This is a genomic window from Romboutsia sp. 1001713B170207_170306_H8 (assembly GCF_015550495.1).
Lineage (GTDB): Bacteria > Bacillota > Clostridia > Peptostreptococcales > Peptostreptococcaceae > Romboutsia_E.
On the sequence record NZ_JADNAX010000004.1, the window covers coordinates 20,866 to 46,310 of the forward strand.

At 28.7% G+C, this 25,445-nt stretch carries 22 protein-coding genes and 1 pseudogene; all 23 read right to left on the bottom strand.

Annotated elements, in window-relative coordinates:
- Nucleotides 1–87: 87 nt before the first annotated feature.
- Entirely contained in the window at nt 88–1,800 is a 1,713-nt protein-coding gene (locus I2A66_RS09540) for a bifunctional diguanylate cyclase/phosphohydrolase (RefSeq protein WP_195251520.1), read from the bottom strand.
- 79 nt (nt 1,801–1,879) lie between these two features.
- Nucleotides 1,880–1,999 carry a cyclic lactone autoinducer peptide gene (locus tag I2A66_RS09545; RefSeq protein ID WP_122639173.1) on the bottom strand — a complete coding sequence of 40 codons (120 nt, stop codon included), beginning with the start codon at nt 1,997–1,999 and terminating at the stop codon, nt 1,880–1,882.
- Nucleotides 2,000–2,047: 48 nt separating this feature from the next.
- Complete coding sequence (locus tag I2A66_RS09550; protein ID WP_122639174.1) at nt 2,048–2,701, bottom strand: accessory gene regulator ArgB-like protein; 654 nt, start codon at nt 2,699–2,701, stop codon at nt 2,048–2,050.
- A 12-nt stretch (nt 2,702–2,713) separates the two neighbouring features.
- Complete coding sequence (locus I2A66_RS09555; protein ID WP_122639175.1) at nt 2,714–3,178, bottom strand: hypothetical protein; 465 nt, start codon at nt 3,176–3,178, stop codon at nt 2,714–2,716.
- A 190-nt stretch (nt 3,179–3,368) separates the two neighbouring features.
- Nucleotides 3,369–4,919, bottom strand: coding sequence for a nitrite/sulfite reductase (locus I2A66_RS09560; protein ID WP_147516436.1), 1,551 nt, complete (start codon nt 4,917–4,919; stop codon nt 3,369–3,371).
- 123 nt (nt 4,920–5,042) lie between these two features.
- Nucleotides 5,043–5,693, bottom strand: a complete 651-nt coding sequence (locus tag I2A66_RS09565) for a class I SAM-dependent methyltransferase (RefSeq protein ID WP_147516435.1) — start codon at nt 5,691–5,693, stop codon at nt 5,043–5,045.
- Nucleotides 5,694–5,972: 279 nt separating this feature from the next.
- Nucleotides 5,973–6,473: a hypothetical protein gene (locus I2A66_RS09570; protein ID WP_147516434.1), complete on the bottom strand. Its 501-nt coding sequence runs from the start codon at nt 6,471–6,473 to the stop codon at nt 5,973–5,975.
- A 108-nt stretch (nt 6,474–6,581) separates the two neighbouring features.
- Complete coding sequence (locus tag I2A66_RS09575; RefSeq protein ID WP_122639179.1) at nt 6,582–7,295, bottom strand: LytR/AlgR family response regulator transcription factor; 714 nt, start codon at nt 7,293–7,295, stop codon at nt 6,582–6,584.
- 156 nt (nt 7,296–7,451) lie between these two features.
- A pseudogene (wecB, locus tag I2A66_RS09580) lies at nt 7,452–8,543 on the bottom strand (non-hydrolyzing UDP-N-acetylglucosamine 2-epimerase).
- Nucleotides 8,544–8,839: 296 nt separating this feature from the next.
- Entirely contained in the window at nt 8,840–10,624 is a 1,785-nt protein-coding gene (aspS, locus tag I2A66_RS09585) for an aspartate--tRNA ligase (RefSeq protein WP_195251526.1), read from the bottom strand.
- A 348-nt stretch (nt 10,625–10,972) separates the two neighbouring features.
- Complete coding sequence (gene hisS / locus I2A66_RS09590; RefSeq protein ID WP_195251527.1) at nt 10,973–12,235, bottom strand: histidine--tRNA ligase; 1,263 nt, start codon at nt 12,233–12,235, stop codon at nt 10,973–10,975.
- Nucleotides 12,225–13,697, bottom strand: coding sequence for a coproporphyrinogen dehydrogenase HemZ (hemZ, locus tag I2A66_RS09595; protein ID WP_195251528.1), 1,473 nt, complete (start codon nt 13,695–13,697; stop codon nt 12,225–12,227). The genes hisS and hemZ overlap by 11 nt, the downstream gene beginning before the upstream one ends.
- A 159-nt stretch (nt 13,698–13,856) precedes the next feature.
- Nucleotides 13,857–14,474, bottom strand: a complete 618-nt coding sequence (locus I2A66_RS09600) for an MBL fold metallo-hydrolase (RefSeq protein WP_147516430.1) — start codon at nt 14,472–14,474, stop codon at nt 13,857–13,859.
- A gap of 14 nt (nt 14,475–14,488) precedes the next feature.
- Nucleotides 14,489–14,938, bottom strand: coding sequence for a D-aminoacyl-tRNA deacylase (gene dtd / locus I2A66_RS09605; RefSeq protein WP_122639184.1), 450 nt, complete (start codon nt 14,936–14,938; stop codon nt 14,489–14,491).
- 11 nt (nt 14,939–14,949) lie between these two features.
- Nucleotides 14,950–17,163, bottom strand: a complete 2,214-nt coding sequence (locus I2A66_RS09610) for a RelA/SpoT family protein (RefSeq protein WP_122639185.1) — start codon at nt 17,161–17,163, stop codon at nt 14,950–14,952.
- A gap of 74 nt (nt 17,164–17,237) precedes the next feature.
- Nucleotides 17,238–17,750 carry an adenine phosphoribosyltransferase gene (locus I2A66_RS09615; RefSeq protein WP_195251529.1) on the bottom strand — a complete coding sequence of 171 codons (513 nt, stop codon included), beginning with the start codon at nt 17,748–17,750 and terminating at the stop codon, nt 17,238–17,240.
- Nucleotides 17,751–17,763: 13 nt separating this feature from the next.
- Nucleotides 17,764–20,244, bottom strand: a complete 2,481-nt coding sequence (gene recJ / locus I2A66_RS09620; protein WP_195251530.1) for a single-stranded-DNA-specific exonuclease RecJ — start codon at nt 20,242–20,244, stop codon at nt 17,764–17,766.
- 11 nt (nt 20,245–20,255) lie between these two features.
- Complete coding sequence (locus I2A66_RS09625) at nt 20,256–21,920, bottom strand: ABC1 kinase family protein (protein WP_147516427.1); 1,665 nt, start codon at nt 21,918–21,920, stop codon at nt 20,256–20,258.
- A 342-nt stretch (nt 21,921–22,262) separates the two neighbouring features.
- Nucleotides 22,263–22,763 carry a gamma carbonic anhydrase family protein gene (locus I2A66_RS09630; protein ID WP_122639189.1) on the bottom strand — a complete coding sequence of 167 codons (501 nt, stop codon included), beginning with the start codon at nt 22,761–22,763 and terminating at the stop codon, nt 22,263–22,265.
- A gap of 6 nt (nt 22,764–22,769) precedes the next feature.
- The gene (gene scfB, locus I2A66_RS09635; RefSeq protein ID WP_122639190.1) at nt 22,770–24,143 is read right to left on the bottom strand and encodes a thioether cross-link-forming SCIFF peptide maturase; all 1,374 of its coding nucleotides are present in this window, start codon (nt 24,141–24,143) and stop codon (nt 22,770–22,772) included.
- 367 nt (nt 24,144–24,510) lie between these two features.
- Entirely contained in the window at nt 24,511–24,654 is a 144-nt protein-coding gene (gene scfA / locus I2A66_RS09640) for a six-cysteine ranthipeptide SCIFF (protein ID WP_094368636.1), read from the bottom strand.
- Between the two features lie 66 nt (nt 24,655–24,720).
- Nucleotides 24,721–25,083, bottom strand: coding sequence for a TIGR04086 family membrane protein (locus tag I2A66_RS09645; RefSeq protein ID WP_122639191.1), 363 nt, complete (start codon nt 25,081–25,083; stop codon nt 24,721–24,723).
- A gap of 58 nt (nt 25,084–25,141) precedes the next feature.
- Nucleotides 25,142–25,420, bottom strand: a complete 279-nt coding sequence (gene yajC / locus I2A66_RS09650) for a preprotein translocase subunit YajC (RefSeq protein ID WP_122639192.1) — start codon at nt 25,418–25,420, stop codon at nt 25,142–25,144.
- Nucleotides 25,421–25,445: the final 25 nt, after the last annotated feature.

Consider the following 25,445-nt stretch of genomic DNA (forward strand, 5'->3'; position numbering starts at 1 on the left):
CCTTCGTATCTCATTTAATTAATAATAATTCTCATTATTAATTATAGTATAAAAAAAACCTTAAAGCAATATTTTACTCAAAGGTTTTTATATACTATGCGTACCTTTTTCTAACATTTCCATAAATGAAGTTACTAAATTTGGATCGTAAGCTTTTCCTGAATTGGATTTTATTTTTGACTTCGCTTCTTCTATTACCTTTTTATTTATATATTGATGTTTTGATATAATTGAATCAAAACCATCAACAACAGCAATTATACGAGCTAAGTAAGGTATTTCTTCTTCCTTTAATCCATATGGATACCCTTTACCATCATATCTTTCATGATGATATTTTACCATATATGAATATGGTTTTAAGCACTCCACATCATTTATAAGTTGTTCTCCATTTATACAATGTTCTTTAAATAATTCTAATTCTTCTATATTTAGATTATCTCTTTTATTTAATATATATTTGGATATATTAAACTTACCTATATCATGTAAGTATGCTCCTATTTGTAAATCAAGTTGTTCTTTTGGGCTTAGTTTTAAATATACTCCAAATTCTCTACACCTTCTAACAACTCTTTCTACATGACCATAAGTATATTTATCTTTTTGATTAATCATTCGTATAAATTTATTTATATTGTCTAATATTTCTTTATCTATATTAGAATTGTATAAATCCTCTAATACGAAATGATAATATTCAACTCTGTTTCTATTAAATGCTTTTGCTCTATATAAAGCATGGTCAGCTGTATTTATAAGGTCATATTTGCTATTTGCTATAGTTGGATATGTTGATACACCTATAGACATAGTTAAATTTTTATTTGGTTGTTCATCTTGACCCTTAAAATACTTTATTTCAATAGTTTCTCTTATTCTTTCAGCTACTTTAATAGCTTGTTTTTGATCTGTATTTGGAAGAATTACTGCAAATTCTTCTCCACCATATCTAGCTACAATATCACCATGCCTTGTACACCTTTTTAACAAATCCCCAACTTGCATAAGCAGGGAATCTCCGGCTTGATGCCCATGTGTATCATTATAATGTTTAAAATAATCTATATCCATAAATAATAAAGATACTTCAGTCCTCATTTCATCACTTTTTTCAATTGCTAAACTTAACGAATCTTGGAAATATCTATGATTATACATTCCAGTTAGTTCATCCATATTTGCAACAATTTTTAGCTCTTTAAAATACTGTCTTTCAATATCTACATACATTCCAAGAACTATTGCAATTATAAATAAAACTGCAGCTAAAACTAAATCTCTTTCAAAATAGAACTCTATCGAGGTTTCTGATAATATATTTATAAATATATCTATTATAAATAAGATAAGCGAATATACTAAAGATATTCCTATACTATATTTTTGACCAAATTGTATTGCTCCTATTATTACAGCTAAAATACTTAATATCTTATAGTCACTACTTCCTCCACCAGTATTTCCAACTACTAGTGCAAATATGACTATAAGTGCTATACTTTCGATATAGTCTTTTATAGTAGGTTTATCATAAACTCTATCCTTAGTATAATTTGCAGACCAAGATAAATAATAATTTAGCATAATTGATATTATTCCGCCGCCTACAGTTACTAAAAGTATATTATTACTTACATCAAACTTCATTGCGGCTAACTTAGTTAAAAGTGCTATTAAAGATAGTGTTATATAAATTATTTTCAAAATTATAACTAATTTAAAAACATTCTCGTATCTTTTATTATCATATTCGTGCCGTTTATTTTGTTCTGATATTCTTTTGTCTTTTTCCATGTATTTTCACCTGAATATATTATATCATTTTACTTAATAAAAACCATAAGGAAATAAACACCTTATGGTTTTTATTTTATTATTCTTCTCTTAGAGATTTTGGCACTTCTGGTTCAAAGAATACAAACATACAATATGTTGATGCACTTGATGCTAAATTTGATATAAATCCAGCTATTGAATCAAATAATGAATTCATATATGTCCCCCCTTGTGTAATATTTTATATAAATATTAAAAATATTTATTACTTAATATTAATTAAATTAAAAAGTTTTTCAAGTAAGTTAATAGTAAAATCTCCTATTTTTGACATCGCAAATATTTGAAGCATAATTCCCATTGTCATAGATATTATAATTAATTTAACTATGTATACCTGATTTATTTTATATATTAGTAACATACATATAATAGATGATACATATATGCACATTAACTTAAATGCCTTTTTTCTTAACTTATTTCTAGTACTTTCTTTTTTTAATGGTTTATTTTTTGACCCAACTGGGCATTTTAAATAAATAAAATATATTGAAAATACCAGTGATACTAATTCAAGTATTATTAAATTTATATCACTAATATTAATAGCCATATATTTAGATATAAATGATATTAATAAAGATAATATAAGTCCAGATAATATACATCTATTAGGAGTACTTGAATGAGTTCCTCCACAATATCGTTTTAATAATGATGCTGTAATAGATATTGACATTATCTCTATTAATACGTTAAATATAATTCCGAATATAAATGTTATTAAAATTGCACTAAATGTATGTATTATAAAAAATAAACCATAATTTAAAACTTCTACCTCTTCATCACTCTTATTTAGCTTATTTCCCAACCCTTTTGCAAGTTTTAAGGAAACATTTTCAATTGCCCCCATTAAACTCTCCTTTTAAAAACTTTTCATCATTTTTTTCTTCATAGACTTTATCATTAATACTATTATTAATAATACTCCTATTGATGGTAAAGTTGATATTGCACCTTGAACAGTTTTGTAATCTGTAAGTATGCTAGCATCTATTTTTAATATGCCAGTAGCAATTAAATAATATATCCCTTCGCTTAGAGCTAAAGATATCCATATATCACAAGGTACTATAATTACTTCCACAAATTTTCTTTTAGTTATTTTAAACAATATTAATCCTAATATTATCATAGATAGTAACGTATGTACTCCAAAAGATATTGGTAATTTTCTTATAAGTGATACTACAACACCTAAAAAGCAACCAAGTTTTAATATTTTTTTTACATCTAATTTTAAATCTAATAATATAAAACTAGATAGCATTATTATTATACTTTCTGGAATACTTCTTATTACTACATATGCCAAAGATGACTCTAACATTGCTTCACTTCCTTTATTTTTTCTATGATAATTATACCATCATTACCATAATATGTAACGAAAATATTATCATTTTATGTAATATTTTTTAATTCGTTCGTATAATATGAATTATACTTACTATTTATAAAAAAATAAACGATATAGTAAATTTATATACTATATCGTTTATTCTATTTAATTTATTATTTTATACTAAGTATTTTCCAACTATTAAGTCCACAACATCTGATTTATTGTTAACAAACTCTTCATAACTAACACCAGAATTATCTATTTCTACTGCTAATTCATATAAGAATTTAGGAATATCTTCTCTACAAATATCTCCACGAACTTTACCAAACTCAGCATTATCTCTATCTAATCCACCGTCCATATGAAGTTCAAATGCTTCTGTAACAACATCATTAACTCTTTTTTTCTTTCCAGCAAATCCAAGTGCACCTATCTGATGAGTACCACAAGAGTTATTACATCCTGATATACGAAGTGAAGGTAGTATATCTTTATTGAATTCTTTTTCATTGAAGTAGTCTAATATTTCATTTAATAAGTTTTGACTTTCTGCTATACCTATTTGACAAGTAGGAACCCCTATACAAGCAGCACTTTGTTCTAACTTAGTTTCTCCTCCAAGGTTTTGAGTTAACTCTAATAAAGATTTTGCTTCTTCTCCATTTAAGTTTCTTATGTACATTCCCTCAGTCATTGATAACCTTATTTCTACATCTTCTACACCTTGTATATTATCTAATATAATTTTAAATGTATCTAATTTTAAGATTCCTCCAATTGGGTGGAAGTACACAGTATATAATCCTTCTTGCTTTTGCTCTATTAATCTATTATGATTTAATTCTATTTTTACTCCAGACTTGTTATATGACTTCTGCTCAATAACTACATCTAAATTTTCATTTTCTTTAACATCAGCTAAATGTTTTTTGTAACACTCTAAAGCTGCTCCTTCACCCATTCTAGCTGTTATGTATCTAGTACGAGCTTTATTTTTATTTCCATAATCACCTTCAGCCATAAATAAATTAGTTATAGCTTCTACATAATATAATATATCCTTTGTTTCTATTAATTCATCGAACTCAATTGCTTTAGCAGCATTTTTTCCAAGTCCACCTGTTAAATATACTTTAAAGAATTCTTTATCATCTTTTTTAACTGCTATAAATCCTAAATCTGCAATTTTAGCATTTCCATTATCTCTATTACTGCTTGAAAAAGATACTTTTAACTTTCTTGGAAGTTTATAAGTAGTTATTTTACTCATAAAATGATTATTTACAGCTTGTGCATATTGAGTAACATCAAAAGCTTCTTCTTTATCTACACCTGATAATGGTGATATTGAAACGTTTCTTGGGAAGTTTCCGCCTCCACCTCTTGTGTACATATCATTTTCTAAAGCTTCTTCCATTATGTCACATACACCATCTATACTTAAACCATGTAATTGTATTGCTTGACGAGTAGTAGTGTGTACACTTTCTAAATTATATTTTTTAGCTAATTCATAAACTAATTTTAATTGATCTATATTCATTATTCCTGATGGGATTCTAAGTCTTATCATGAACTCTTCTCCTCCACGATGAGCATAAACTCCCATCCCACCTGATGTTGCTTTAAATTCTAGTGCTGATATCTCTTTGTTCTCAAATTTGTGACCTAATTTTCTAAAACTAGGTATTTCTTTTAATAGCATGCTTTTTAAAGTTTCCATAAATTTCTCCCTTGCATTCTTCTGTATTTATTTAAAAATTATATCATATATTCTTCCAATATTATCTAAATTAGAACAGAATGGTACATTGAAAATTCTTATGCATACTATTAATTTTTTCAATTATTTTTTTGCTACTACCATAAATATTGATTTAGGTTTATAAGGCAGAACTCCATCTTCATGCCATAATAATTTATATAAATTTTGCTCAATACTTACATCTGAAAATCCACTTTTTCTTAAAATTTCCTTATCCAATAACGGTCTACCTTCAATATTTTCTTCTGTTGACCAATTTGAATCAAAATAAACTAAAACTCCATCATCTTTTAAAACTCTTCTCCATTCTCTAAATGAAATTTCAGGACTTTGTAGTTTCCATACTATATTACTAGAAATTATAAGATCAAAGCTTTTATCCTTAAAATCAAGTGAGCTTTTATGCATTGTTTTAAAGTTAATTTTAACTTTATTCTTACTTAAATTATTGCTATTAATTGAACTTATTGTTTTTGAACTAGAATCAATAGCAGTTACATCATGACCTTCTTCTGCCATAATAGTTGCAAAAAATCCATTTCCAGTCTCAATATCTAATATTTTAATTTTATTCTTTTTATTAACATTTTTTAATATAAGATTCTTTAAAATCTCTCTTTTATAGTCTTCAAGCTCATCATAATTAAACTCTAATTTTGATGTTGTTCCCTTATTCCATAACTTTTTTTCATTATCAAATACACTTCCCCTATAGTCGGTATAATCTCGCATAAATCCCCCTTTTTATATACTAAAAACCATGAATTTAGGCATATATACATATGCTTCACCTTCATGGTTTTATGTTAAATGTTACTTTCAATAAAAGAGTACCATCGCCTATTATTTTTGTCAATTTACCTATTTCTATCATTAAATTTACTTATATCAATACTTTTATATACATCTTTATATATCTACAATTTAATACCTTATATTTTATAATTTTTTGTATAAATTTTGGTAAAATTTTTTATATGATAAAAATTAAAGACAGCAAAAGCTGTCTTTTTAGTCTATTATTATATTTTCCTTTATAATTTCTATTATTAAAGCTATATATACAATTAATATAGGATTGCTTATAGAAAATATATATTGTATTAATTTATTTGAATTTAAGCTAAATAATACAAGTAGCAAATATATAAAAGACATAACTATCATAAGTTTGTTTTTTATGGTTCTTAAATTATTAGGGCTATTATATCTTTTATAAATAGGGGCAAGTATATTTATTCCAACCATACTAATTAAAGAGTAAAATATTATTAACTCTTTATAAAATTCTATATCTATAATTTCAGAAGATAAAATAGTGACCAAAAAAATAAATATAGATTTTACAAAGTGTATTTCTATACATTCTTTATTCTTTAAGCCAACTAAAATATTTAGTGGAAGATAGCAAGTTAAAAATACTATCGATTGATCTATCTTATTAATAAATATACCCATACTCACAATAGCAATTACACTTACAATAGTATCTTTATATCTTACACTTAACATACTAGCCTCCTAAAAATCTTTGTTTTAAAATAACATTTTATTTATTTACATTCAAGATTTTTAGCATAACTGGTCGTTAACTGTGCAAACTTAGACACATTTATACATTTAACATACAATTGCTCCTAAACAATTAGCTAAACTAACTTTAAATTCTTTTATAGCATATTTACTTATAGGAACTTCTTTATCTTGTATATATATAGTATTTTTATTTAATGAATCAACTTTCATCAAATTTACAATAAAACTAGTATGACATCTAAAAAAATTTTTTCCATTTAATATTTTCTCCATATTTTTCATAGACATTTTCACTCTATGCGATTTATCTTTTTCATGAATAATCAATTCTCGCTTACAGGTTTCTATATATAATATAGAATCTAAATCAACTTTAACTAAATTATTTTTAGTAGTTATAATTATATGATTATTTTTCCTTTTAATTATATTATCAACACATTCTTTTAAATGCTTTTCTATAGTTTCATAACTTATAGGCTTCATAATATATCTATAAGCCCTAACTTCATATCCTTCATGAACATAATCTACAGTTGATGTTACAAATAGTATCTCTACATTATCGTCAAATTCTCTTATTTTTTTAGATGCATCCATACCAGTAATATCATCCATTAAAATATCCAAAAATAATATATCTAATCCATCTGGATAGTTTTCTATTAGATCTTCACCTGACGAAAATTCATATATGCTAAATTCAATGTTTCTACTATTCAAATATCTTTTTATCATCTCTACAGTGAAATTTCTTTGCAATGAAATATCGTCACAAACACCTATCTTTACCATCATAAATTCCCTCTTTTTTATGTTTATCCAATTTATTTTATATAGTCATATTATAATTTACATTACTTAGTGTCAAATATTCAATGTTTTTTTATGTTTATAACAAAAAAAAATAAAGTACACCTAAAAATATTATATATTTTAAGGTATACCCTATCTTTAATTTAAAAATCTATTAATTATAACATCAACTATATACTTACTAGCAAATCCATCTCCATATGGGTTACTAGCTTTTGACATCTTTTCATATTCATTTTTATCACTAAGTAACATATTTGCTAAATAATATATATCTTCTTCCTTGGTTCCTGTTAATCTAAGAGTTCCTACGTTAACACCTTCTGGTCTTTCTGTAGTATCTCTAAGTACTAAAACTGGTTTTCCTAATGAAGGTGCTTCCTCTTGAATTCAACCACTATCAGTCATAATCATATATGATTTATTTAAAAAATTATGAAAATCTATTACGTCTAGTGGTTTTATCAAATGCACCTTTTTATTATCACCTAAAATTTCTTTTGCAATATCTTGAACATAAGGATTTAGATGAATAGGATAAATAACTTGAACATCATCAATTTTTTTAGTTATTTTATTTATCGCTCTAAAAATATGTTTCATCGGTTCACCTAAATTCTCTCTTCTATGAGCTGTAAGTAAAATTATCCTATCATTTTTCATACTGTCTAGTAATGGATGAGTATAATTTTTATCAATTGTTGTTTTTAAAGCGTCTATAGCAGTATTTCCAGTGACAAATATATTTTTTAAATCTTTATTTTCTCTTAATAAATTATCTCTTGCTGTATTAGTTGGTGCAAAGTGCATATCTGCTATTACAGACGTAACTTGTCTATTTATTTCTTCTGGGTATGGTGAATACTTATCATAAGTTCTAAGGCCCGCTTCAACATGTCCTAAAGAAACTTTATTATAAAAAGCAGCAAGACTTCCAACCAAAGTAGTTGTAGTATCACCATGTACTAAAACTATATTGGGCTTAACTATATTAATTATTTTATATAATCCTTCCAAAGCTCTTATACTAATCTCTACCAAGCTTTGCTTATTTCTCATTATATCCAAATCATAATCTGGTTTTATATTAAAAGTTGTCAAAACTTGATCTAGCATCTCTCTATGCTGAGCAGTCACACAAACTATACTCTCTATCTCGCTTCTACTTTCCAACTCCTTAACAATAGGAGCCATCTTAATAGCCTCAGGTCGAGTTCCAAAAACAGTCATAACCCTAATCAAAAAATCCTCTCCTAAGAAGAATTATTATATGAATTTCCTCCTATTTAATATATATGCAAAACAATAATAAACTCTATTAATTTACATTAATTTATATTTTTTATTTTTCTTCCCAATAAAAAAAGAGCCCTAAAAGCGGCACTTTTGAGTTCAGACAAGTATGTGCGTAATGTATAATTTTATTATCCATTTGCAACGTCTTTTTGTTGCATGGATATAAAATTATACATTAGCTACTCACCTGCCGGCAAACTTCAAAGCTACGCTTTTGGTAGGCTCTTTTTTTACTCTTCTATGTTAACTTCTATGTTAAGTTCATGTAATTGCTCTTTTTCTGCTGGAGATGGAGCATTAGTCATAGGACAAACAGCACTTTGATTCTTAGGGAATGCTATAACATCTTTTATGTTAGTAGTTCCAGTAAGTATCATTGTAAGTCTATCAAGACCAAATGCTATACCTGCATGAGGAGGAGTTCCATACTTGAATGCATCTAATAAGAATCCAAACTTCTCCCCAGATTCTTCTTCATCCATTCCAAGTGCAGCAAACATCTTTCTTTGAACATCTGGGTTGAATATTCTTACACTTCCTCCACCTACTTCGTAACCATTGATTACTATATCGTAAGCTTTAGCTCTTAAAGATGCTTTATCATCAGAGTCTAATTTATCTAAATCTTCGTCCATTGGTGATGTAAATGGGTGATGCATTGCTATGAATCTTCCAGTTTCTTCATCTTGTTCGAATAATGGGAATTCAGTTACCCATAACATTTTGTATTCATCATTATTTAATAAATCTAATCTTCTAGCTACTTCTAGTCTAACTTGACCTAAAGCATCGAATACTACGCTATTTTTATCAGCAACGAATAATAATAAGTCGCCTTCTTTAGCATTCATTCTATCAAGTATTGAAGTTAATTCTTCTTCTGAGAAGAATTTAGCTATTGGAGAAGTAACTTCTCTGTTAGCTCCAACTTTCATCCAAGCAAGTCCTTTTGCTTTGTAAGTCTTAGCATGGTCTTCTAATTTACCTATTTGCTTCTTAGAGAACTCTTCTGCCTTACCTTCAACATTTATACCTCTAACACTGAATCCTGGCTTTGTAGCGTTAGCAAATACCCCAAATCCACAGTTTTCAACTAAGTCAGATATATTAGTTAATTCATATCCAAATCTAGTATCTGGCTTGTCAGATCCGTATCTTTCCATAGCTTCTGCATAAGTCATTACTGGAAGTGGTAACTGTACATCTACATTTACTATTTCTTTGAATAATACTTGTACCATTTTTTCCATTATAGCCATAACATCTTCTTGATCAACAAAACTCATTTCACAGTCTATTTGAGTGAATTCAGGTTGTCTATCAGCTCTTAAGTCTTCATCTCTGAAACACTTAACTATTTGGAAGTATCTATCCATACCACTTACCATTAATAATTGTTTGAATAATTGTGGTGATTGTGGTAATGCGTAGAATTTACCTGGGTTAACTCTACTTGGTACTAAGTAGTCTCTAGCTCCTTCTGGAGTTGGCTTTATTAAGAAAGGAGTTTCTATTTCAAAGAAGTTATTTGAACTTAAGTAATTTCTAACTATGTTAGCTATTTTACTTCTAGTCATTAACTTTTGTTGCATAGATGGCTTTCTTAAGTCTAAGTATCTATATTTTAATCTTAATTCTTCAGAAACATTGTCGTCATCTTTTATGTAGATTGGAGGAGTTTCTGATTTGTTAAGTACTTTTAAGCTTGTTGCAACTATTTCTATATCTCCAGTTGGTAAGTTAGGGTTCTTTGAAGATCTTTCACTTACTTTTCCTGTTACTGCTATTACATATTCTGATCCTAGTTTTTCTGCTTTTGAAAATGCCTCAGCGTTAACATCTGTATCGAATATTATTTGGCATAATCCACTTCTGTCTCTTAGGTCTACGAATACTAGTCCACCTAAGTTTCTTTTCTTTTGTACCCATCCCATAAGTACAACTTCTTCACCTATGTTTGTGGCTCTTAAATCTCCACAATAGTGAGTTCTCTTTAATCCGTTTAAAGTCTCCATGAGGCCTCCTTTAATTCTTGATATAAATGGTTTTTTAATCTTATTCAGCCGAAGGCTTGGGGGCGTGAGTCGTAACTTGACCCATGCAAGGGAAAAGCGCCTTGCGAATGGGTACTACGTTTACGACTTCACACCCCCTTCGCCAGGTACTGAACTAGATTACAAAACCCTAAGTTATATTTTCGTATTTTGCGTCGGTAGTATTTTGGGGGTAGCTAGGGTTTAGCTAGTCTTTGTTGTACTACTTTCGTTTTTATACTTTTTTTGTTATGTTATGTTTTGTTTTTGTTGTTATGGTTGTTATTTGTTTACTTTATTTAGTATACGGTTTATTTTCAATTTATTCAATTATAATCTATTTTTTAATTCTTCTACTAATTCACTTAGTTTTACTGTTGTTTGTTCTGATGTTTGCATGTTTTTAAGTGTTGCACTATCGTTTGCTAGTTCATCGTCACCTATTACTATTGTGAATCTTGAGTTTATTTTGTCTGAGTATTTAAATTGTGCTTTTACACTTCTGTCTAAGTGGTCACTATCTGCACTTATGTAGTTGTATCTTAATTCTTTTAGTAACCTGAAACTTTTAGTTTTTGCTTCGTTTCCTATTGTTACTATGTATATGTCTGTAGATTGTGGGTTTTCTATTTCTATGTTGTTGTTTTCCATAGTAAGTAGTAGTCTTTCAACCCCTAATCCAAATCCTATTCCACTTGTTCCTTTTGGTCCACCTATTTGCTCTACTAGTCCGTCGTATCTTCCTCCACCGCAAACTGTACTTTGAGATCCGATATCGTTAGATATTATTTCAAATGCAGTTTTCTTGTAGTAATCAAGTCCTCTAACTATAGTTTTATCAACTACAAAGTTTACATCCATTTCTGTTAAGTAAGTTTGTAATTTTCCAAAGTGATCTTTACAATCTTCACATAAATGATCAACCATGAAAGGTACATCTTGTAAGTTTTCTTTACAAGTTGGGTTCTTACAATCTATAACTCTCATTGGGTTTTTGTCTTTTCTTTCTAAACAAGTAGCACATAATACATCTGATTTTGCATCTAAGTATGATTTTAATAATTCATTGTATTTTGCTCTACATGTTGGACATCCAACAGAATTTATACTTACTGCTAAGTCCTTAAGTCCAACTTCATTGAAGAACTGTATAGCAAGTGCTATTACTTCTGCATCTAAAGATGGATTGTCACTTCCTATTGCTTCAACTCCGAATTGGTGGAATTGTCTTTGTCTACCAGCTTGTGGTCTTTCATATCTAAAACATGGTGTTATATAGAATAACTTTGTTGGTTGAGCATCTGAGTATAATTTATTTTCTATAAATGCTCTTATAACACCTGCTGTTCCTTCTGGCTTTAAAGTTATGTCTCTTTCACCTTTATCTGTAAATGAGTACATCTCTTTTTGAACTATGTCAGTAGTGTCTCCAACACTTCTTTTGAATAATTCTGTATGCTCGAATATAGGAGTTCTCATTTCTTCATATCCGTATAATCCACATATTTCTCTAAATTTATTTTCTACATAATTCCACTTGTATGATTCTTTTGGAGTTATGTCCTTAGTCCCTCTAGGTGCTTTAGTTAGCATTCTTGTAGACCTCCTCTTTCTTTCTATATATCATTTCTTCTACTCTATCTATGTATTGTTCAACGTTTTTCACGTTTTCTACTCTTTCAATTCTATCTTCATCAACATATACAAACTTTGAAATAGAACCAGCGCCTAATGCATAGTTACTTTGTTTTTCTTCCATTATTTGCATATTGTATATGCATTCATATCCTTCTTTAGCATATCCTATGTTTTCTAAGTTACCAAGCATTTGCTTTTGACGGTACATATAGTATGGATTAAGATTCATTTCTTTTGCATATTCCATTGATAAATCAATCATCTTAACCATTTCTTCATATTGAGTAAGTACATACTCGTCCATTTTTTCTTTTAACTTAGAGGCTCTTTTTATTGCTAAAGTATGAACAGTTAAACTTTCTGGAGATAGTTTTTTGATTTCTTCTAAAGTATTTCTTACCATCTCAACATTTTCGCCTTCAAGACCTAGGATTAAATCCATATTTATGTTATCAAATCCTATTTTTCTAGCTAAATTAAATGCTTCTTTTATTTCTTCAACACTATGACCACGACCTATTTTATCTAAAGTTTCTTGATTCATAGTTTGAGGGTTTATACTGATTCTAGTAACATTGTTTTTCTTTAAGCATTCTAAAATTTCTCTATTTATAGTATCTGGTCTACCAGCTTCTACTGTAAATTCTTTTATTTTACTTAAATCTAATTCTTTATATAAAGCCTTAATTAAGATATCCATTTCCTCGGCATCTAGAGTTGTAGGAGTACCTCCACCTATATATAAAGTTTCTATTTCCTTATTTGTTTCTTCTAAAAGTTTAGCAAGTCCCTTTATCTCTATTATTAACTTTTCAAGGTAATTTTTCTTTAAATGTCCAAATTGCTTTAAAGGATTTGCAGGGAATGAACAGTAGTAACATCTTGTTGGACAAAATGGAATACTTACGTATAAAGAAATCTTATTTTTATCTATAGGGTAAATAAACTTTCTTTCTCTTTTAGCAATACTTAAGGCTAAATCTATTTTTTCATCACTAATTAAATAATTAGTTTTTAAATTTTCTCTTATTTCTTCATCACTTAAGTTTTTATCAAGAAGAGTGTGAACTATCTTAACAGGTCTTATACCTGTAAGTATTCCCCAAGGAACATAAGACTTAAACTTCTTCATTAAAACATTATACATGCTTCTTTTTATAGTTTCTTTAGTCACTTTTTTAACTTCTTGTTCTGATAAACCTTCTATACTTCTATGGTCTAAAGAGTCATAAATAACTTGATAATTTTCAAGATATACAGTTTTAGAAAATACTTTATCATTATAATAAACAACACTATTTTCTAAAGTCATACCTACTTGCTTATTATCAACAAAATTAAACTGAGTAGTAAATAACTTTATTAATTCAGCAACTTCATATTTAAAATCATGACCTTTTAAAATCACATTTAACATAAATACCGTCTCCTTATCTACGCCTCTTCCCCAAAACTATTCATCCTTATATCTAGGTGAGGGGCAGGGGAAATGTAAGTTTTGCACCCATTAGCAAGACGGTTTTTGTCTTGTATGGGTCAAAACTTATATTCCCCTAGCCCCCACCGGTTAGATAAACTAATTCATGTAAGGATTAGTAAGTTTTTCTCTTTCAATAGTTGATGTAGGCCCATGACCTGGATATATAGTAATATTTCCGTCTTGATTAGCTAGTTTATTTAGTGACTTAGTCATTTGTTTAAAGTCTCCACCATAAAAATCAGTTCTTCCGATGCTTCCTGCGAATAGTGTGTCTCCTGTAAACATATGATTTCCTACTTTTATACACATCCCACCTGGTGTATGTCCTGGTGTATGAATAAATGTAAGTCTAAGTTCACCTACTTCTAATCTTTCCTTGTCCTTAACATATATATCCGCATCAAATTCTTGTGGTCCACATGGGAATCTAACGCTTAGATTGTTCTTTCTGTCTATTAAAAGCTCTCTTTCATTTTCATGAGCTACTATTTTTGCATTTGTTTCTGCTTTTAACTTTTTAACATTTCCTATATGGTCTGCATGTCCATGAGTTAATACTATATATTCAACAGTAAGATTTCTTAACTTTACTGCTGCTAATATATCTACAAGACTTGCTCCTGGGTCTATTATTACACATTTTTTAGTTTTTTCATCACCTAATAAGTATGTGTTTTCACCCATAAATCTATCTTCAATTGTTTCTATTATCATATTCAAATCGCCCCCTAGAAAGTTTTAGTTGAATCTAATAACATAGTTACTGGTCCATCATTAGTTAGGTCAACCATCATATGTGATCTGAACTTTCCAGTTCCCACTTTTATACCTTCAGCTCTTGCTTTAGCTACATATTCTTCATATAGCTCATTAGCAGCTTCTGGTTTCGCAGCTGTTGAGAAACTTGGTCTTCTTCCTTTTCTACAATCGCCATATAAAGTAAATTGAGAAACTACTAGTAATTCTCCACCTATATCTTTTAAAGATAAGTTCATTTTACCTTCTTCATCTTCAAAAATTCTTAAGTTTAAAGTTTTGTCTATCATATAGTCTACATCTTTAGATGTATCTTCATGAGTTACACCTAATAATACTAATAATCCTTGACCTATTTCACCAGTTATTTCTCCATCTACAGTTACTTTAGACGAAGTTACTTTTTGTACTACTGCTCTCATTTAACTTCCTCCTAATTATGCACTCTATATACTTCCTCAACACCTGGAATTGCTTTTATCTTCTTCATTAATGCATCTAAGTCTTTTATATTATTAACTTCTATTAATAAGTTTATATTAACAACTTCATCTTTACTTTTTCTAGCATTTATACCATTTAGCCCTATTTTTTCTACTGCTACAGTATGAGTTATATCATTTATAATACCTCTTCTGTCAGCTGCTTTAATTTGAACTTCACCTTCAAATTTTCCACTTTCAGCATTAGCCCATGATACATTTATTAATCTATTTTTAAATAATTCGCTTTCTTGTTGAGCATTTAAACAGTCTTTTCTGTGAATTGCAACACCTCTTCCTTTAGTTATATATCCTATGATTTCATCTCCTGGAAGTGGATTACAACACTTAGCAAATCTAATTAATATATTATCTAAGCCTTCAACTATTACGCCTTGGCAATTATTTTTCTTTCTTTTCTTTTTATATTCTGCATCACTTAAATTATGTTTTTCGAATTCTTCTTCTTTTAGCTTACTAGCATCTTTTTGTTGTTTCTTAATTTCTTTTATATAATAATCTCTTATTTTAGGAACAACTTGAGATACCATTATTCCACCATATCCAATAGTAGCTATTAAATCTTCTACGCTTGGTTGATTTAATTTTTTTGCTATTTGAATCATATATTTCTCAAGTGCTGGATCTTTTAATGGTAAACTGTACTTTTTAAATTCCTTCTCTAAAAGTTCAGAACCTCTTTCAATATTCTCTTCTCTTCTTTCTTTCTTAAACCATTGTCTAATTCTACTTTTCGCATTTGGAGTTTTGACAATGCTTAACCAGTCTCTACTTGGTCCATTTGAATTTGAAGAAGTTAATATTTCTACTATATTACCATTTTGAAGTTGATAGTCTATCGGTACTATTCTTCCATCTATTTTAGCCCCTACACACTTATTACCTACATTTGTGTGAACCCTGTATGCAAAGTCAATTGGAGTAGCTCCTGCAGGCATTTCTACTACATCTCCTTTTGGAGTAAATACATAAACTTGGCTATTAAATACATCTTCTTTTAATGCATCCAAAAATTCGTGTGGGTCTTTTAAATCTTTTTCCCACTCCATCATTTGTCTTAACCATTGAAGTTTTTCTTCTACGTTACTTTCTTTTAAGTTAGTTTTACCCTCTTTATATTTCCAGTGAGCTGCAATACCATACTCTGCTATTCTATGCATTTCCATAGTTCTTATTTGTATTTCTACAGGTTCTCCATTAGGTCCTATAACAGTTGTATGAAGAGATTGATACATATTAGGCTTAGGCATTGCTATATAATCTTTAAAACGCCCTGGCATTGGCTTCCATAATGTATGCACCATTCCAAGAACAGCATAACAATCCTTTACAGTATCAACTATTATTCTAACTGCTGTTAAATCAAATATTTCTTCAAAGCTCTTATGTTTATTGCTCATCTTTCTATAAATACTATAGAAATGTTTTGGTCTTCCATACACATCACAATGTATATGTACTTCTGCAAACTTTTTGTCTAATAATTCAACTATTTGCTCTATATAAGCTTCTCTTTGACTTCTTTTTGTTGCTACTTTTTCAACTAAATCATAGTATCCATCTGGATCTATATATCTTAAAGCTAAGTCTTCTAACTCCCACTTTATTTTAGATATCCCTAATCTATGAGCTATTCCACCGTAAATTTCTAATGTTTCCTTAGCCTTAGATTTTGCTTTTTCTGGAGACATAAATTTTAGTGTTCTCATGTTATGTAATCTATCAGCAAGTTTTATAAGAATTACTCTTATATCTTTTGCCATAGCTAGAAACATTTTTCTTAAGTTTTCTGCTTGTGTTTCTTCTTTAGATTGATATTTTATTTGTCCTAATTTTGTTACTCCATCAACTAAATCTGCAACTTCTTTACTAAATTCTCTTTCAATATCTTCATAAGTATATTCAGTATCTTCTACTACATCATGTAAAAGTCCCGCTGCTATTGTTTCTATATCTAATTCCATTGAAGCCAAAATATTTGCTACTGCTATTGGATGTATAAAGTAAGGTTCCCCAGATTTTCTAAATTGCCCTTCGTGAGCTTTTTTCCCAAAGTAATACGCTTTTTCTACTAGCTCCACATTTGCACTTGGAGCATAACTTTTTATTTGTTCCACTAATTCTTGTAGTTCTTTGTCATGCATAATACCACCTATTTTAAGTACGAAATTTAATATATATTAAAATAGTTGGTGATGTACCAACTATTGTAAAAGTCTTAGTATTTTATTAAAGAATTTATATGGTATTTAGATAGTAATTCTTTACCATTTAAATCTTCTAATTCGATTAAAAATTGCATTGATACTACTTCTCCACCTAAACGTTCTATAAGTTTAGCTGCAGCTTCCATAGTACCTCCTGTAGCTAATAAATCATCAACTATTGCTACTCTTTGACCTGGCTTTATAGCATCTTTATGTATTTCTAAAATATCTTTTCCGTATTCTAAACCATAATCATAGCTTTCAACTTCAGCTGGTAACTTTCCTGGTTTTCTAACTGGAACAAACCCTATTCCTAATCCGTATGCAACTGGTGTTCCCATTAAAAATCCTCTTGCTTCCGGTCCAACTATTACATCTACATTTTTATCTTTTAAATCTTCTATTATAGCGTCTATTGAATACTTAAACGCCCTTCCATCTTGTAATAACGTTGTTATATCTTTGAAACTTATACCTGGGATTGGAAAATCTTCAATTTCTCTTACTACTTTTTTTAAATCCATTTTGGAATACCTCCTAATAGCTCTTTAAATATTCTGCTCTTAAATCTTTAAGATTTTTAAGTATAATACTTTCATCTAGATTTAATTTTTTGTTTGGCTTTTCTAATAAGTTTATAGACATTATATTGCTGTCATAGTCTAAACTAAAATCTAATAATGATAATTCTTTAAAAACATTTAAAATTGTAAATAACTTAATTGGCATTATATTAAATGTTTTTCTAATGTCTAACATGTCTAATTCGAAAGACTTATTTACTAGAGCTAACTTATATACTACTATAAACTCTTCTCTTTCTGGAATGATATTATTTATAATATTTTTTAAATATAATTGGTCTGTTTCATTGTAATATTTAATTACATGACAACATTCATTTTTATTTTCATTTAGATACGAATATTCCTTACTGTCATATAAATAATCATAAAGAACAATATTATTATATCTTTTTACATCTATTTTATCAATATTTGGTGAAAATATAAGTTGTAATTTGGCTGTATTTATAGTATTTTCACGATAATTGATGTCAAATTCTTCTTCTAAAAGAGACATATCTGATATAGCCCTGTAAAAACCATTTACAGTATTTGCTATAACTAATGTATCTTCTACTAAGTAATCAAATATATTTATATCTTCGCTACCATCCATTATATGTTGCCCATTTATATTTGTGCTTATTAAGTTTTCATCACCAGAATTAATAGTATACAAGTTATTTTGACTATTTGGAACTATTTTTGAAAATAATTTTAAAGAAAGTTTATCTTTCATAGCATTTTTAGGGTGACTAAGCCTCATATCTTTAAGTAAAAGCTGAACAGTTCTATTACCCATATAGTTATTTTCATCTAATTGGAATAGTAAATCTACTTTGTCTCCAGGGTTAAAGTTCGCTTTTAAATGAGCCATATTAAATCCTATACACTCATATGTATTTTCATTATATACATTTAATTTTAAATGTTGCTTGTTCTTACCTAAAGTAAATATATCATCTAAAACTAAATTCCTCATTATAAATCTAGGGCTTGGATTACTTAAACCAAATGGTTCTAATTTATGTAATTCGTCTACTAAATCTAAACTCACTTTATCTTCTTCTAATTCAAATTCAACTTTTATATTTTCAATCATATCTTCAAAAGTTAAGTTATAATCTGCAATTTTATTAACTTCATCTCTTAATGTATCTACATTACTAGCATCTAAAGAAAGACCTGCTGCTTGTTCATGACCACCAAACTTTTCTAATAAATCTTTACAGCTCATAAGTGCATCAAATATGCTAAATCCTTTTATAGATCTTGCTGATCCTGAAGCCCTACCATCTTCAATAGTTAAAAGTATAGTTGGCTTATAATATTTTTCCGTAAGCTTAGATGCTACTATTCCTATGATTCCATGCTGCCAGTGTTCATTTGCAATTACTAAAACCTTATCATTTTCATATCTTTCATTAGATTTTATTATTTCTTCAGCTTCATGATACATTTTAGCTTCTATCATTTGTCTTTCATTATTCTTTTCTTCTAATGTTCTAGCTATTTCATTAGCTTCATATTCACTTTTTGTTGTAAATAATTGAACTCCTAAATATGAGTATCCTAATCTTCCAGAGGCATTTATTCTTGGACCTATAGAGAATCCTATATGTGATGATCCTATTTTTTCAGTATCAACTCCACATATTTTTATAAGTTCTCTTAATCCTAGATTTTTCCCCTCTTTCATTAGTTTTAAACCATTTTTTACTATTATTCTATTTTCATCTACTAAAGGAACTATATCACAAATAGTTGCTAAAGTTGTTATCTCTAGATAATCATACATACTTTCTTTAAATACGTCTGGAGGTGTTAAAGCTTGTATTAATTTAAATGCAACCCCACAACCACAAAGCATGTCAAATGGATAATGACAATCTTCTTGCTTTGGATTTATAACTGCATAAGCTTTAGGAATTTCACTTTGGCATTCATGGTGATCAGTTATTATAACATCAATACCAAGTTCATTTGCAATATCAACTTCTTTAACTGATGTTATACCACAGTCTACACTTATTATTAAGTTACAACCTTGTTCATGAATTTTTCTTATAGCTTCCTCATTTATCCCATATCCTTCTTCTAATCTATTTGGTATATAATAGCTTACTGGATAATTTATAGAATCAAAATATAAATAAAGAATAGAAGTTGATGAAACTCCATCTACATCATAATCTCCATAAATAAATATATTTTCTTTATTTTCTATAGCTTTTTGAATTCTTTCTACAGATTTTTTCATATCTTTCATTAAAAAAGGATCTCTTAAGTAATCTAAAGAAGGATTCATAAATATTTCTGAATCTTTTTCGTCTTCTATACCTCTATTCTTTAATATTTGACTAATTTCCGGAGAAATTTTTATTTTTTCACTTAATTCATCTTTTTCTATTTTCCCTTTATGCTTTAATGTCCATTTTTTATTAAATATCAAATTTCTCACCTCTACTTTCGCTTATACTTTGTCTTAAATAAAGTTATTACTAAAGTTAACCCTACTATAAATGAAACAATAAAACCTGCTATTGCAAGATATCTAACCCATATATTTTGCTCTATATTAGGAGATGCTATTATAAGAGATGACCCAACTACTAATGATGCTAATACTAAACTTAACGAAATATTAGTAGTCAAATCATTTAACTGTTCTTCTAACTTTGGAGCTTTTATATCATCTATGTGAATTTTAGTATTATTTCTTTCTATGTTTTTAAGTATAACTCTTAATTGTTTTGGAATATGCTTTAAATCCATATAAGCTTCTTCCATAATATTTTTTGAGCTACTTAAAATTTCTTTAGGATTTAATATATGTTTATAATAATAACTTATAAATTCTTTTCCAATTACCTCAACTGTAAAATTAGGATTAAGCTCTCTTGCTGTACCTTCTAAAGTTATAACTGTTTTTGCCAATATAGAAAACTCTGAGGGCATACTTATATTATATTTTCTAAAGAATCTAAATACTTCATTAAGTATTTCAGATAAACTTATCTTCTCTAAAGGTATATCATAATAATAATGAAGTAAATAAAGTAAGTCTAATCTAATTGAATCCTTATCTACCGCGGACTTTATAATCCCCATTTCTTCAAATAAAAATAAAATCTTATCAACATTTCTATTCACAACAGCTAAAACTATTGAGTTTAAAGAGTTTAATGTTTTTTTATCAATAAGACCAATCATACCAAAATCAATATAAGATATGCAGTTATTACCTAATACAAATATATTACCTGGATGAGGGTCTGCATGGAAAAATCCATATTCAAAAACTTGCTTAAACAATGATCTAACGCCTATATCGCTTATTTTCTTAGTATCCCATCCAAAACTTTTTATTGTACTTATATCACTTAATTTTATACCTATAATTTTTTCCATAACTAAAACTCTTTTAGTTGTGTACTCACTATATATCTTAGGTATATAAACCTCATCGCTATCTTTGAATATATCATAAAACTTTATAGCATTTATAGCTTCAAAATTATAATCTAGCTCTCTAAGTAATTGAATTTTAAATTCTTCTAATATTTTTTCAAAGTTTGTTTCATTATCTTTTACTATATCATTTAATATACTCGCTCCACTTTGAAGTATTTCCAAATCAGATTTTATAGTTTGTTCTATATTAGGCCTTTGTATTTTTACAATTACCTCTTCACCAGAGTATAATTTTCCTTCATAAGCCTGTCCAATAGATGCCGCTGCTATAGGAGTATAATTAAACTCCTTAAATACATCCTCTATCTTAAGACCTGTATCTGATATAAAAATCTCCTTAGCTATATCAGTACTAAACATCTCAACATTATCTCTAAGTTTGCTCAACTCATCTATAACATCTTGGTCAAATATATCACTTCTAGTACTTAAAATTTGCCCAAGCTTAACATAAGTAGGACCTAATTCTTCAAAAGCCTTTCGTATTCGCTCCCCAGTAGTCATATTAATTATTTCTTCACTTGGCTTAGTCATAGGAATTCTATAAGCAACCTGCTCCATATTAAGCTTCTCAACAGCAAAACTAAACCCATATTTTATAAGTATATGTAAAATTTCCTTATATCGTTTTATATTCTTATAACTCACCTTCATGACCATCACTCCTAAGATTACCCGTTCTATACAAATCTCTAACCTCTATACATTATTTATATACTACTATTAATAAATACACAATTTATTTTAATCAATAATTTCTATTATTCCCACATTTTATATATTTTTACCTCATTTTACCCACAATAAAAATGATAAAAAAATTAAAATAAAATTAAAAAAGCTATCTATGAGTTAATATGTTCATACCCAGGGCAAGATGGAAATGTATATTTTTTAGTCATTCGCAGCATCACTCCAGCTGCATGACTAAAAAATATATATTCCGCCAGCCCGACTTGGTACGAACATATCCCAACTCTAGATAGCCATGTAATTTTATTTATGCTTTTTAGCAGTTTCTACATAATTTTTTGATGATTGTATTAAATTTTCTTTTTCTTCATCAGAAAGTTCTCTAATAACTTTAGCAGGAGAACCCATAGCAAGTACACCAGATGGAATTTTCTTACCTGGAGGAACTAAACTTCCTGCACCAAGTAAAGTAAATTCACCAACTTCAGCACCATCTAAAACTATAGCTCCCATACCAATTAAAGTATTATCTCCAATTTTACATCCATGAACTAATGCTTTGTGGCCTACTGTAACATTGTTTCCAATTCGTGTAGGTTCATTATATCCAGTATGAACAACTGAACCATCTTGGATATTTGTATTTTCTCCAATAGTTATCGGTTGTTCATCACCTCTAATAACAGCATTGTACCATATACTCGCATTTTTACTTATTGTAACATCTCCTATTATATCAGCACTTCCTGCTACAAAAACAGACTCATCAATATTAGGTTCAATTCCATTGAATGCTTTTATCATGGGTTATTACTTCCCTTCTAACATTTTCTTTGCTTGTATCATTATAGAACACTCAGTACGTTTCTTTTGCATTTCACATCCAAGTTCATATGGCTTCATAACATCACCATTGAAGTTCATAGCATTTGCATGACATCCACCAGAACAATAGAACTTATTCCAGCAATTCATACATTCTTCTTTGCTGTAAACATGAGCATTTCTAAACTTATTAGTTATATCTAGTGGAAGAACTACTTCTTCATCCATTATATTAGCTAATTTATACTCATCATTTCCAACAAATTGGTGACATGGGAATATATCTCCGTTTGGAGTTATAGCTAAGTACTCATTACCTGCTCCACATCCTGTTATTCTCTTTATTACACAAGGACCTTGATTTAAATCAACTATAAAGTGGAAGAATTTAAAATCATCACCTTTAACTTGCATATCAGCGTACTCAACAGCTAACTTTTCATACTCTTCAAATACCTTTGGTAAATCTTCTTCTCTTAAAGCATATGGATTAGATTCATCACCAACAACAGGTTCTATTGAAGTTAACTTGAATCCTTGTTCTGCAAAGTACATAACATCCTCAGAAAAATCTAAGTTTTCTCTAGTGAAAGTACCTCTTATATAGTAGTACTTATCCTTTGGTCTTTCATCTACAAGCTTTTTAAATTTAGGTAATATTACATCATGACTTCCTTTATCGTTTAAAGTAGGTCTCATATTATCATTTACAGATTTTCTACCATCTAAACTTAAAACTGCATTATGCATGTTTTCATTTATATATTTTATTTTTTCATCATCTAATAAAATACCATTAGTAGTTATAGTAAATCTTATATTTTTTCCATGTTCCTTTTCAACGCTTCTTCCGTAATCAACTAATTGCTTAACTACATCAAAGTTCATTAAAGGCTCTCCACCGAAGAAATCTATCTCTAAGTTTCTTCTATTACCTGAGTTAGCTATTAAGTAATCTATTGCCTTTTTACCAACCTCAAAGCTCATCATTTCCTTAGCTCCACCGAAATCACCTTGAGCTGCAAAGCAGTATTTACACTTTAAGTTACAATCATGAGCAACATGTAAGCACATAGCTTTAACAACTTTCTTTCTATCAACAAAGCTAGGATGAGTACTGTATACTTCCTCAGTATATAAAAGACCTTCTTCTTCTAAGTTAGCAATTTCATCGCAAGACTCTAAAACTTGCTCAGCACTATATTCATCCTTTAAAGCTTCAACTATCTCTTCTCTAGACTTATCTTTATAAAAATCTAACACTCTGTAAGCAACATCATCTAAAACATGAACTGCTCCACCATTTACATCAAGAACGATATTATATCCGTTCATTGAAAACTTATGTATCATACTCATACACAAACTCCTCCTAAAAAATAATACTAGTCTTTTTAATTTATATGTAAAATATCAACACTCAATTATCAAAACCATTTCAATCTATATATCAACACATTTTCCCTCTAATGTTACTAAACACCAATACCTATTATATATCTTCTACAAAAGCTAATCAATAATGAAAAAGAGTTATCAAATATTGATAACTCCACTCTTCTCTTCTTATTCATAAAAGTAAAATTTATAATTGGTCGAACGCCCTAGCGGGGTGACATGAAATGTGAAATTTACAACTCATTTTCAAGCCGCACTTTGGCTTGATTGAGTGGTAAATTCACGTTCATGGCATCCCCGCGGCCTACGTCCAATAATAATTACTCTACTATCTTTCGCACTCTTGGTTAGCTACTGTACAAGAAGTTTTACAAGCTGATTGACAAGATGTTTGACATTCTCCACATCCACCTTTAGCAGCACTGTTTTTTAATGTAGCTTGAGATAAAGTTTTTACATGTTTCTTTTCCATCTTAAATTACCTCCTATTGTTATAAATCTTTTTAGATTATATCACAATTTATTCCTTTTGTGGAATTTATTTGAAGTTAACACCTAAAACGCCACCTATTCCACCAGCTAGTGTAGTAAATACTGTCTTATATAGCATGTCAATATCAAAAGTAAAATTCTCTTGAGCTAGATAAACTATCATTATAAGACACACTATGTACATTAAACCTACTATTAACCCATATATAAGTCCTTTTTCCTTTATATGTTGAGAAGTATAAAAGCCTCCAAATGCAGCTGATGCAGTTGTTATAAATGCAGTTACCATTGCAATTGTATTCCCTGATACAGTTGTAAATGTTAGAACTAAATTATATAGTAAAAGTACTATTAGAGTTAATATGTAAGAATATCCTAAACCTTTTAAAACATGATTTGTTTTTTCCATAAAAAAACCTCCCCTCGAAAAATATATATTCAAGGAAAGGTTTAAAAATTACAAATTATTAAGCTTGCTCTTTTTTTGGCTCAACAGTTCCTATAGCCCATTTTTCAAATGGTACTTTAGTTCTATTTGGTCCTATCTCTAGTATTACTGAATCTTCTTCAACTTTAGCAACATTTGCTATTATACCACCTATAGTAGTAACTTTATCTCCTACTGCTAAGTTATTTCTCATTTCTTTTAATTTGTTTTCTTTCTTCTTTTGAGGTCTTATAAATAGGAAATAGAATACAGCAAATATTGCTATGTACATTATTATCACAGTTATCCATTGTTGCATATTAGTTCATCTCCTTTATTAAATT